This window comes from Methylovorus sp. SPW-M1 (assembly GCF_053848825.1).
The window spans coordinates 1,238,002-1,250,072 of the sequence record NZ_CM132626.1 but is presented as its reverse complement, the minus strand read 5'-3'; the positions used below and the strand labels follow the sequence as shown (position 1 = coordinate 1,250,072).

The following is a 12,071-nucleotide window of genomic DNA, read 5'->3' as shown; positions in this document are numbered from 1 at the left end:
AAGCAGGTTTACTTGTCACCGGCTTTCCAGCCACCACCCAGCGCCTTGAACAAATCGACACTGGCAGTCAGTCTCGCTTGGCGGCTCTGCACATAGGCCAACGCTGCATCGTTATAAACCCGTTGCGAATCCAGCACATCGAGGTAGCCAGAGTACCCTGCCTTGTAGCGGTTTTCTGCGATATCCAATGCCTTCTTGGAAGACTCCTTGCTCGCTTCCAGCGCGGCCTCGCGTTCAGACTGCTGACGCAGGTTGACCAAAGCATCGTTCACTTCCTTGAACGCCGTTTGAATGGCACTCTCGTAAGATGCCAGAGTTTGCTTTTGCTGCGCCGTGGCCTGATCGACACGCGAATTCAACCGGCCTGCATCAAAGATAGGCAGATTCAGACTGAGACCACCAGTCCAGATACGGGCGGCGGATTTCAGGATATCGCCCAGCTCGGCACTTTCGCCACCATAATTCGCTGTTAACGAAATAGTAGGAAACAGGGCCGCCTTGGCTACGCCAATGTTGGCATTTGCCGCGATCATGTTCTGCTCGGCCTGACGGACATCCGGCCGTGATTCCAGCAGGCTGGACGGCAGTCCGACCGGTGGAACAGGCGGTGTAGGCAATTGATTGAAATCCGCGGCAGGAATAGTCAAGGCCAGATCGCCAGTCAGCACGGCGAGTTGATGCTCCACGATGGCACGTTGCCGCACCAGGTCAGCCAGCTGCGCGGTCAGATTGGAGGTCGATACTTGCGCCTGATGCACATCCAGCGCAGAGGACACGCCCCCCTCCAGACGACGTTGCGTCAATGCCAGGCTTTCCTGGCGACTGTGCAGACTGTCTTGTGACAAGGCAATCTGCGACTCCAGGCTGCGCAACAATAAATAATTGCTGGCCACCAGGCCCTGCAAGGACAAATCTACCGTATCGCGAGCGTAGTGGGTTGCCATCGCTTGCGCACGTGCAGATTCCTTGGCACGACGCAGCTTGCCCCAGAAGTCCAGCTCAAAGGATGTACCAAGGCGAATATTGTAGTTTTCGCGTATGGGATCCACGCCTGAAGGCAGTGGGGTTGCACCCAGCTGGGTAATGCGCGACCGCGTAGCGCTGGAATTCAGGTCAATCTGCGGGAAAAGCGCCGCGCCTACTTCACGCAGGTAGGCATCCGCCTCTTCCACCCGGGCTACCGCCAGCTTGATGTCGGTATTGTTGGCCAGAGCCTTGGCCACCAGGTCATTCAATACCGGATCGTTATACAGCTGCCACCAGGTGCGGGAGATTTCAGCTTGATTGGTCGCATCGGCCTGCTCGGCAAACTTGGCTGGCACGGGCATCTCGGGCCGCTGATAGTCAGGGCCCATCATGGCGCAGCCTGGCAGCAGTATGGCGGCCAATACAGCGATATAGGTCAGTTTCAAGCGTGGCATCATGCAATTTCCTTCTGTTCTTGTGCAGACGTGTTTCTCTTCTGCGTTCCTGTCAACCATGTAAAAAACAAGGGGATAAATACCGTAGCAACAAAGGTGGCCAGCAGCATGCCGCCAAATACGCCCGTCCCCATGGAGCGCCGCGCAGCCGCACCGGCACCGCTGGCAAATACCAGAGGCACAATCCCCAGCACAAAGGCCATGGATGTCATCACGATAGGACGGAACCGCAAGCGGGCAGCTTCAACAGCGGCCTGTGCCACAGGCAAGCCCTCTTCCAGTTTCTGGCTGGCGAATTCCACGATCAGAATCGCATTTTTCGCGGCCAGACCTACCAGCGTCACCAGACCGATCTGGAAGTAGATGTCATTAGGCATGCCGCGTACCAGCACGGCCAGCAAGGCACCTGCCAGAGCAAATGGCACGGCCATGATCACAGCCAGAGGCAAGGCCCAGGTTTCAAACTGCGCGGCCAGAATCAGGAACACCATGATGATGGCGAAACTGAATGCATAGATAGCAGCCGAGCCAGTCCGTTTTTCCTGATACGCCTGACCGGTCCATGTCATCTGGTAGCCATCAGGCAGGCTTTGTGCCGCAATTTTTTCCACCAGCTTGATGGCATCGCCCGAACTCACGCCCGGTGCACCACCCGCCAGCACTTTCGCCGCCAGCAAGCCGTTATAACGTTCCAGCTGTTCTGCGCCCACGATTTCTCGGGTAGTGCTCAAGGCTGACAAAGGCACCATCTTGCCATCATTGGAGCGTACATATACGCGACCAAGGTCTTCAGGCTTCATGCGGTAAGCGGCCTCTGCCTGCAATTGCACGCGATAAGTACGTCCACTGCGGTTAAAGTCGTTCACGTAAAGCGAACCCATGGTGCTTTGCAATGTGGCGTAAACATCCGAAATCGGCACACCCTGGCTGATTGCCTTGGCTTCATCCACCTCAACAAACAACTGAGGAACCGTAGGGCGGAAGAAAGTATTGATGCCGGCAAGCCTTGGTTCTTTTTTCAGGTCATCAATCAGATTGTTCACCACGGCAGACAGATGCAATGGGTCTGAATCGCCACGGCTCTGAATGTAAAGCTCCATGCTGCCCGAGTTACCCAAACCACGAATAGCAGGCGGATTGAAAGCAATCGCCAGACCATCAGGCTGCATCATGCCGATACCAATCAGTTTACCTACGATCTCATCTGCAGTCGTGGTACGGGCATCCCAATCCTTGAGACGGACAAACATGGTGCCGGAGCTGGTCTTGTTACCGCCACCGATCAGGTCAAAACCATTGATGGCGAACTCACTGCGCACGGCAGGATCCTTGGCAATCGCAGCACGCACCGCTTCCGTGGTGTTGCTGGTACGCGTCAGGGTCGCGCCATCAGGCAAAATAGTTGCTGCAATCACATAGCCCTGGTCTTCCGGCGGCACAAAGCTGCCAGGCACTTTGTACAGGAGGAAAGCTGCACCAGCCACGATACCTGCAAATACAATGGCACCGATGATGGTATGGCGCAGGGTCAGATTCACCGTACCTGTGTAGAAGTGGGTCAGCTTTTCAAAACCGCGATTGAACGGACGGAAGAAGCGTGACTCTTCATGCACAGACTTCAATATCAGTGAGCACAAGGCTGGCGTCAGCGTCAGCGCCACAATGCCCGAGATCACGACGGCAACTGCCACAGTTACCGCAAACTGGCGATAAAGCTCACCGGCAATACCCCCCATGAACGCAACAGGCACGAATACCGCACACAGCACCAGCACGATAGCAACCACCGCGCCCGATACCTGCTGCATGGATTTGATGGCAGCATTGACTGGCGAGAGTTTTTCTTCGCTCATCAAGCGCTCAATATTCTCCAGCACCACAATCGCATCATCCACCACGATACCAATGGAAAGCACCATGGCAAACAGGGTCAAGGTATTGATCGAGAAGCCGAATATCCACAAACCGGCAAAGGTACCTACCAGCGAAATCGGCACGGCAATGATAGGAATCAGCGTCGCGCGCCAGTTTTGCAGGAACAGGAACACCACCAGCACCACCAATACCATGGCTTCACCGAGCGTCTTCACGACTTCTTCAATAGATGCTTTCACGAAATCGCTGGTGTCATAAGGAATGGCATAGTCCACGCCTTCAGGGAAGCGCTGCTTCAGCTCTTCCATTCTCGCCTTGATGGCATTGGCTGTATCCAGCGCATTGGCACCGGTCTGCAGGAACACCGGAATACCGACACCGGGCTGGCCATCCAGCGAGGTGCGTACGTTGTACATCTGGGCGCCCAACTCAATAGTCGCCACATCTTTCAGGCGCAAAGTGCCGCGCGGGCCATTGGATCGCACAATAATGTCAGCAAACTGTTCCGGCTCAACGAGACGACCTTTGGCGGTCACGGTATACACAAGCTGTTGCTGGCCAACGACCGGCTCCTGACCGATCTTGCCAGCGGCGTACTGGGCATTTTGGGCCTGTATCGCGGTTGAAATATCGGTCGTAGTCACGCCGAGCTGGGCCATGCGATCAGGCTTGAGCCAGATGCGCATGGAGTAATCCTGGGAACCGAAAATGGTAACGTCACCAACACCCTTGATGCGCTTCAGCTCATCCACCACATTGAGGGTGGCATAGTTGCTGAGGAACAGTGGGTCGTATTTTTTGCTGGGCGAAATCAGCATCAACGCCATCAAAATATCATTGGAACGCTTCTGCACGACAACGCCGGTTCTACGAACGTCTTCCGGCAAACGCGGCAAAGCGATATTTACACGATTACTGACGTTGAAAGTCGCCTGATCCACTTCCGTACCGGTTTCAAACGTCGCAGTAATGGTCAGCGTGCCGCTGGAGTCGGCGCTGGACTGAAAGTACAGCAGGCCCTCCACGCCACTCAATTGTTCCTCGATAGGCGCAGCAACTGTCTTGGACAAGGTCTCGGCACTGGCGCCAGGATACGTCGCCGTCACGATAACGGTAGGCGGCGCAATTTGCGGATACTGGGCAATCGGCAGCTTCATCGCTGCCGCAAAACCAGCCAGCACAATAATGATGGAGAGCACCGACGCAAAGATCGGGCGCGTGATGAAAAATCTGGTCATGACGTCTCCCGCTTAGGATTGCTTGGGTTTTTGTTGAGCCTCAGGCGCAGGAGTATCGCCTGGCGCACCTGCCGGTGCTGCCTCTTGTGGATGAGGGCTTACTGGGGCGCCTGGACGCAGCTTGATAATGTTATCAATAGCGACCTTGTCCCCCGCATTAAGTCCTTTGAGCACAATCCAGCCCTGCCCTTGCCAGCCACCCGTCACGATGGGACGTGGTGTAGCTTCGTTCTTTTCATTGATCACAAAGACGATCTTGCCTTGCTGCACATTCACAACAGCAACCTGAGGCACGATAAATACGCCGTCGCGCTGACCGGTGGTTACACGTGCACGAACGAACTGACCAGGCAGCAGGCGCTGATCTTCATTATCAAAGGTGGCACGCAATTGCTGGGTACCCAAGGTAGGATCAATCTGGCTGGCAGCAAAGTTAAGCTTGCCCTTCTGTTGATACTCACTGCCATCCGGCAATACGACGCTCACCTGCTTCACGTTTTTCTCAGTCAAGCGACCGCCGAGCTGAGCCAATTCGTTATCAGAAAAACTGAAGCGCACCCAGATAGGGGATAATTGAACCAGCGTAGTCAGCAGACTTGAGTTGGCCTCAACCAGCGCGCCCTCAGAAAACTGGAAACGGCCAGAAACACCACTTACCGGTGCGGTTACCGTGGTGTAGGAAAGATTCAATTCAGCCTGGCGAACAGCAGCTTCAGCCGCCAGGAGGTTGGCATTGGCCACTGCGTTATCAGATACGGCATTGTCGTACTCGCGCTGACTTACCGACTGGGTAGACAACAAGTTCTGCAAGCGCGCCTCTTCGCGGCGTGTCTGTTCAATCTTGGCTTTCTGTTGCGCCAGTTCTGCACGCGCTTGCTGCAGAGCTATCTGATAAGGCACAGGATCAATCAGGAACATAGGCTGACCTGCTTTTACAGACTCGCCCTCCTGATACAAACGCTTGAGCAGGATACCGCCCACACGAGGACGCACTTCAACCTCTTTGGCCCCCTCGGTCTGAGCTACAGCTTCTGCCGTAATGGGAACGGTGGTCGGCTGCATTTCCATTACCGTGACTGGCATGGCGCCACCTTGATGTTGAGCAGCATTCTGGTCGCCCTTGCTACATGCGCTGACTGCTACTCCAGCCATAAGTGCCAGCAGTAAGGATGCCTGGAACTTACTGCCGATACCTTTATTTCCCCGATCAAAATTGATGGCTGCCATCTGTAACTCCATGTCTAATATACAAAGATTCTTGACTTACATACGTGAATGTATGTATATTATATACAAACATGATTGTATGTAAACCCCATTTTATATAAGGTTATAAGCTTAAGTCATATGGTACGCAAAACCAAAGAAGATGCTGCTATCACCCGCCAACGCATTATTGATGCGGCACGCGAGGTGTTTCTAGTTCGAGGTGTCAGCAGAACCAGCATGGAGCAAATTGCTGCTCAGGCAGGCCTGACGCGCGGGGCGATTTACTGGCACTTTGACAGTAAAACCGAAATCCTTCTGGCATTGCGTGAGCGTGTGTTCCTCCCCCTGATAGACCGCATGGATGACACTTTGCTTAAAGCCGCTGAGGGTGCAGAAGACCCTTTGCTTAATATAGAACGTTTCCTGACCGAAACCATACAAGTGCTAAATGACAGTAGCGAGACACGACAGACTTACGAGATCATGATGATCAAATGTGAGTATGTTGATGAATTCGCAGAAGTTTTACAACAGATAGCCAATAATTGTTCCAATATCTCACGTAACATCGAGCGTGCTTATCAGCGAGCCCAGGAACTCGACTTGCTGGATACGAGTTGCACGCCTGAAGAATACGCGATGGACACTTACCTCTTTTTCAGTGGTCTGCTCCATATGTGGATTAAAGATCCTGAAGGTAGCGAGCGACGCCAACAAACAACCGATTTCATACGCACGCACGTCAAGTTGCGTCGAAAGAACAAAAACGCATAAACAAGCATCTTTAGGGTGCAAACATGTATTTGTTCGCACCGAAATATGGCATATCAGGGACGACAGGCCAGCTCTAAAGAACAAGAACGCCTCATATCAGTGCCCTGCTTTCTGGCCTGATCCTTGCTAAAAGCTATGCTGTTATTAAGACTTATTGGCATTTCTGCAAACATCAAGCTCATGACTAACCAAGACCATGCGACTCAGCTTAGCTCATCATAGTAAAGTCGAAGACTATACTACCAGCGTGAGTGCATTTATACGCAACTGGCTCCAGCACCGGGAGCACATACTGGACTCCCTGTTGAAAAACATGGAGGGCATGGCGTATTGCTGTCTGGTCGATGCGCATTGGACGATGCTTTTCATCAGCGATGGCTGCCTTGATCTGACAGGCTATCGCCCCGACGAACTGCTGCATAACGGTCGCACCAGCTTTGAAGAACTAACTCTGCCTGAGGATCGCGCTCGCATCAGAAGCACTGTCGATGATGCATTATCCCGGCGTGAGCGTTTTGAAATTGAATACCGGATCATGACCATAGACGGTCAAATCCGCTGGGTGAATGAGCGCGGAACCGGAATTTTCAATCCACAAGGGCAAGTCGAGGCACTGGAAGGCTTTATCCAGGACATCACACAACGCAAGCTGAACGAACAAGCCCTGCAGGAAGCGGAACGCCGTTATCGCAACATCTTCGAGAATTCAATCGAAGGTATTTTCCAGACCAGTCAAGACGGGCAGTACATCAATGCCAACCCCGCTCTCGCGCGAATTTATGGCTACGAGAGTCCGGAAGAACTCATTCAAAGCCTGAACAATATTGCCCAGCAGCTCTATGTGCAACCCGAAAGTCGCCAGGCATTTCTCACGCTGATGCAACTTGAAGACCGGGTAGTCAATTTCGAGTCGCAAATCTATCGCCGCGACGGCAGCACCATCTGGATTTCGGAAAATGCCCGCGCCGTTCGTAACGACGAAGGCAAGCTGCTCTATTTTGAAGGCACGGTAGAAGACATTACCGAGCGCAAAAGCTATAACGCCCTGATCGAATATCAGGCCACGCATGATGACCTGACCGGCCTGCCCAACCGCACCCTGATGCAGGACAGGCTTTTACAGGCCATCAGCTATGCTGACCGCACGGCATCCAAGCTTGCCGTTGTCTTTGTGGATCTGGACAAATTCAAAGACATCAACGACAGCATGGGACACTTTATCGGAGATCAGCTCTTGATCGCCATGGCCCGCCGCCTCGAAAGCTGCATACGAGACAGTGATACGGTTGCCCGGCCAGGTGGGGATGAGTTTGTCCTGCTGCTCTCCAATATTCACGGCATGGATGCCCTCAGCCAGACACTGCAACGCGTGCTGGCCCTGACCTCCGAGCCCTGCAGCATTGAAGGCAAGGACTTTACCGTCACCAGCAGCATCGGCATCAGCCTGTACCCGGACGACGGCAAGACCAGCGAAACACTGCTCAAAAATGCAGATACGGCGATGTACAAGGCCAAGCAGGAAGGCAAGAATAATTTCCAGTTCTATACGCGCGAGTTGAACTCCATTCTGGTCGAGCGACTGGAGATGGAGTATCAGATGCGCAACGCGCTGGGGCACAACGAATTTCACCTGCATTACCAGCCCAAGCTCAATTTGCGTACGCAGCGCATTACCGGCGTTGAAGCGCTCATACGCTGGCACAATCCTCGGCAAGGGCTCATCTCGCCAAATCGCTTTATTCCGATTGCGGAAGAAAGCAGCCTGATCGAGCAGATCGGCTCATGGGTATTAGAAAAAGCCTGCATGGAAAGCATCGCCTTGTCACAGCTTTCCGGATATGACGTACCAGTCTCGGTGAACGTCTCTCCCCGGCAGTTTCAGCAGAGTAACCTTGTCGGGAATATTTCGCGCGTGCTGCAAGAGACGGGGCTTAAGCCCTCGCTGCTCGAACTGGAAATCACCGAGGGCACGCTGGCAGACACTTCACCCCAGTTCATCAAGGTGTTGAACGACTTGAAAGGTCTGGGGATAAAGCTTGCCATCGATGACTTTGGGACGGGTTATTCCAGTCTGGGTTACCTCAAGCACTTCCCGATTGATAATCTCAAGATAGATCGCAGCTTTGTCATGGGGCTGGAAAGTGACACGGCAAACCAGGCCATTCTGAAAGCGATTGTGGCACTGGGCCATAACCTGGGTATTAACCTGGTAGCAGAGGGCGTTGAAACCGAACGGCAACGCGATTTCCTGCTCAGTATCGGTTGTGATGAAATGCAGGGCTTTCTGTTCAGTCAGCCATTGCCTTTTGACCAGGCGGGGAAGCTGTTACTGGCGCAAGACAAGCTTGTGTAGGCCCTGTAATGCCGTTATCATGCGTTCAACAGCACTTCAGGAACGATTATGGATTTTCAGACTGGCCAGATTTGCAAGGGTGAAATCTACGGCAAGCAGACATCCAGCAAATTCGTGATGTATAACGTGCTCAAGGTGAGCAAAAACAACATCACCTTGCAAAATATCGACAATCCTCTCAGCCTGTTCGAAACCACCACGCAAAAACTGCTCGCTGCAGGCTACATTCGGGTGAGTCAAACCCCCTACGTCAATACCGAAAAAACCGGCAAAAAACGCAAGGCAATCAAGCAACCAGCGCGCTGCCCCTACACACTGGACTTTCTGGAAGAGCGGGCAGACTCCGAGCGCCCGCAGCCCATCATGCCGGATTTATTCGGTAATCCCTGACCATAGTCTTCACTGATCAAGAATTACCTGGTCCTCAAATTGACCCCGGTGGGCCACCCCAGAGATCGTGTCCATCAGCATCGGTGATTTGCACCTCCACCAGATCGCCAGGATTCAAGCCTTCCGCATCGGCCAGATACACCACACCATCGATTTCGGGCGCATCGGACATGGTACGGGCAATCGCCTCATCGCCATTGACTTCATCCACCAGCACGGTTTCCAGGCGCCCTACCCGACGTTGTAATTTCTCTGCGCTGATCGCTTCCTGCACTTCCATGAAACGCGCCAGACGTTCCTGCTTCAGCTCTTCAGGCACCGCATCTGGCAAAGCATTTGCGGCAGCGCCATCCACAGCGGAATAGGCAAAACAGCCAACGCGGTCCAGCTCTGCTTCCTGCAGGAAATCCAGCAGCATCTGGAAGTCTTCTTCAGTCTCGCCAGGAAAGCCGGTAATAAAGGTGCTGCGAATAGTGATATCCGGGCAGATGTCGCGCCATGCCTTGATACGCGCGAGGTTGTTTTCGCTGCTTGCCGGACGTTTCATTGCCTTGAGGATGCGTGGACTGGCATGCTGGAACGGCACATCCAGATAAGGCAGGATCAAGCCATCGGCCATCAGCGGGATAATTTCATCGACATGCGGATAAGGGTAGACATAATGCATGCGCACCCATACGCCAAGATCACCCAGACCACGTGCCAACTCGGTCATGCGTGTCTTGATCGGGCGACCATTCCAGAAGCCGGTACGGTATTTGACATCCACACCATACGCGCTGGTGTCTTGCGAAATCACCAGCAGTTCTGAAACACCAGCATTGACCAGATTTTCCGCTTCCTGCATCACTTCCCCTATCGGGCGGCTCACCAGATCGCCACGCATGGAAGGAATGATGCAGAAGCTGCAGCGATGGTTGCAGCCTTCCGATATCTTCAGGTAAGCGTAATGCTTGGGCGTCAAGCGCACGCCTTGTGGCGGCACCAGATCGGTATAGGGATCATGCGGCTTGGGTAGATTGGCATGCACAGCAGTCATCACTTCTTCCAGCGCATGTGGCCCGGTGACGGCAAGCACGCTGGGATGCGCGTTTTGCACCACATCCGCCTTCGCCCCCAGGCAGCCAGTCACAATGACTTTGCCATTTTCTGCCAGCGCCTCACCAATCGCATCGAGTGACTCTTGCACTGCGCTATCAATAAAGCCACAGGTATTGACGACCACCAGGTCTGAATCCTGATAGGAGCCAGAAATGCTGTAGCCCTCAGCGCGCAGTTGCGTGAGAATGCGCTCAGAATCCGAAGATGCCTTGGGGCAGCCCAGGGAAACAAAGCCTACTTTTGGAATGGATTGGTTCATACGTATATTCTCAATTAAAATCTGGGCACTCATATCACCTGAGTTTTTGAAAAAGCCCTTATGTATATTGTTGCCATCGCCTGGCTGTACGTTACTGTACTGATGGCAGCCACCGAACCCAGCCTGGTGGCTGGCATCCTGACCTTTATGTTTTATGGCTTGCTGCCATGCGCGCTACTGCTGTGGCTATTTGGTACGCCGCAACGCAGGCGCCGCAAACAGGCACAGGAAAAAGCCGCCCTACTCCAGGAAAAACTTGGTCAGCCAGATAGAGGCAATGCCAAGCATGATCAATAGCACCTGCTGAACCGTCGCCTTGAGTTCTGTGCGCTTGTGCAGACCAGGGATCAAGTCGGCCACCGCAACATAAATCATGCTGGCAGCCGCCAAGCCCAGAATATAGGGAATCCAGCTTTGTACTGTTTGCAAGGCAAAATAGGCGAGCAAACCGCCACCCAATGTTGCCAGGCTGGAAAGCAGATTCAGCAGAATGGCCTGACGCTTGGTATATCCCGAATGCAACAGAATCAGGAAATCCCCTACTTCCTGCGGAATCTCATGGGCGATAATCGCCAGGGCCGTCACCATGCCGAGCTTCATGTCCACCATAAACGCCGCGGCAATCAAAATGCCATCCACAAAATTATGGAAGGTATCACCGACCATGATCATCATGCCGCTACGGCCATGATCATGCCCGTGGTCGTGGCCATGCGAGGATGACACCGCCTCATGACCGCTGTGAGCCTCGCATTCATTGCCATGGCAATGCCGCCACAACACCAGCTTTTCCAGTATGAAAAACAACAGGATGCCAAACAGCACTGTCATTGCCATCGCTTCCACACTGGAAGCTTCATTCAGCGCGTGTGGCAATATTTCAAGAAAGGCGGCGCCCAGCAATGCACCAATAGCATAGCTGACCAGCATGGGAATCCAGGCTGGACGGGCTTTTAAAACAAAAAGTGCTGCACACAGAATACTGAGTACGCCACCGGCCAGGTTGGTAAAAATGATGGCTGATAATGTCGACATAGCTGCGCATTATACGGGATAACCCCGATGCTCACGATGCGGAAATCGGACAAAGCACATCTGAGGCTTGATCTTTCAAATGATAATCATTATCATTATGAAAAATTACGATAACCGGGAAGCACTGCACGATGTCCACTACTCCATCCTCCGCAAAAAAATGTCTGCTGTCGCTCTTCGATGAGCTGGTCGGGCACGATGGCTTTGGCAATCTTAAAGTGGAAATGCGCATCCTGCGTCGGGGCCAGAAAGAAGTCATCATCGACTGCGGCAAGCAATATCGCTTTGTGGTGGACTTTCAACCCACAGGCATGGCAGCGGCCCAACCATCTGAAAGTGCAACGCTGCTGGAATCCTGATTTACCCCGGCCTGGGCCGGTTGTTGTATTCATCCGACGGTGTGGGACCGTGGATTT

Annotated in this window: 10 protein-coding genes; 5 read left to right on the top strand and 5 right to left on the bottom strand. The window is 53.3% G+C overall.

The genetic code is table 11. The features are described 5' to 3' along the window. Positions 1-8: 8 nt before the first annotated feature. The 3 genes from ACWWD9_RS05825 to ACWWD9_RS05815 are packed head-to-tail and all read right to left on the bottom strand — an operon-like array spanning position 9 to position 5,761. A complete protein-coding gene (locus ACWWD9_RS05825) occupies positions 9-1,424 on the bottom strand; it encodes an efflux transporter outer membrane subunit (protein ID WP_013442471.1) in 1,416 nt (471 codons plus the stop codon). Next, positions 1,421-4,534, bottom strand: a complete 3,114-nt coding sequence (locus ACWWD9_RS05820; RefSeq protein WP_455868002.1) for an efflux RND transporter permease subunit — start codon at positions 4,532-4,534, stop codon at positions 1,421-1,423. Before ACWWD9_RS05820 ends, ACWWD9_RS05825 begins: the two co-directional genes overlap by 4 nt. A gap of 12 nt (positions 4,535-4,546) precedes the next feature. Further along, complete coding sequence (locus ACWWD9_RS05815) at positions 4,547-5,761, bottom strand: efflux RND transporter periplasmic adaptor subunit (protein WP_455868001.1); 1,215 nt, start codon at positions 5,759-5,761, stop codon at positions 4,547-4,549. A 120-nt stretch (positions 5,762-5,881) separates the two neighbouring features. Between ACWWD9_RS05815 and ACWWD9_RS05810 the strand changes: the two genes are divergently transcribed. The 3 genes from ACWWD9_RS05810 to ACWWD9_RS05800 all read left to right on the top strand — a co-directional run bounded on the left by ACWWD9_RS05810 (position 5,882) and on the right by ACWWD9_RS05800 (position 9,260). After that, positions 5,882-6,517: a TetR family transcriptional regulator gene (locus ACWWD9_RS05810; protein WP_159355456.1), complete on the top strand. Its 636-nt coding sequence runs from the start codon at positions 5,882-5,884 to the stop codon at positions 6,515-6,517. 313 nt (positions 6,518-6,830) lie between these two features. Further along, complete coding sequence (locus ACWWD9_RS05805) at positions 6,831-8,870, top strand: putative bifunctional diguanylate cyclase/phosphodiesterase (RefSeq protein WP_455868142.1); 2,040 nt, start codon at positions 6,831-6,833, stop codon at positions 8,868-8,870. Between the two features lie 48 nt (positions 8,871-8,918). After that, entirely contained in the window at positions 8,919-9,260 is a 342-nt protein-coding gene (locus ACWWD9_RS05800; RefSeq protein ID WP_015830353.1) for a hypothetical protein, read from the top strand. 34 nt (positions 9,261-9,294) lie between these two features. On the opposite strand, the gene rimO is transcribed toward ACWWD9_RS05800, so the two are convergent. Continuing rightward, positions 9,295-10,620 carry a 30S ribosomal protein S12 methylthiotransferase RimO gene (gene rimO / locus ACWWD9_RS05795; RefSeq protein ID WP_013442477.1) on the bottom strand — a complete coding sequence of 442 codons (1,326 nt, stop codon included), beginning with the start codon at positions 10,618-10,620 and terminating at the stop codon, positions 9,295-9,297. Between the two features lie 60 nt (positions 10,621-10,680). Here rimO and ACWWD9_RS05790 point away from each other — a divergent pair, with 60 nt between their 5' ends. Next, positions 10,681-10,917, top strand: coding sequence for a hypothetical protein (locus tag ACWWD9_RS05790; RefSeq protein WP_455868000.1), 237 nt, complete (start codon positions 10,681-10,683; stop codon positions 10,915-10,917). On the opposite strand, the gene ACWWD9_RS05785 is transcribed toward ACWWD9_RS05790, so the two are convergent. After that, the gene (locus ACWWD9_RS05785; protein ID WP_013442478.1) at positions 10,861-11,655 is read right to left on the bottom strand and encodes a ZIP family metal transporter; all 795 of its coding nucleotides are present in this window, start codon (positions 11,653-11,655) and stop codon (positions 10,861-10,863) included. The two genes, ACWWD9_RS05790 and ACWWD9_RS05785, sit on opposite strands and share 57 nt — an antisense overlap. Before the next feature lie 131 nt (positions 11,656-11,786). Between ACWWD9_RS05785 and ACWWD9_RS05780 the strand changes: the two genes are divergently transcribed. Beyond that, a complete protein-coding gene (locus tag ACWWD9_RS05780; RefSeq protein WP_455867999.1) occupies positions 11,787-12,014 on the top strand; it encodes a hypothetical protein in 228 nt (75 codons plus the stop codon). The last annotated feature ends 57 nt before the right edge of the window (positions 12,015-12,071 follow it).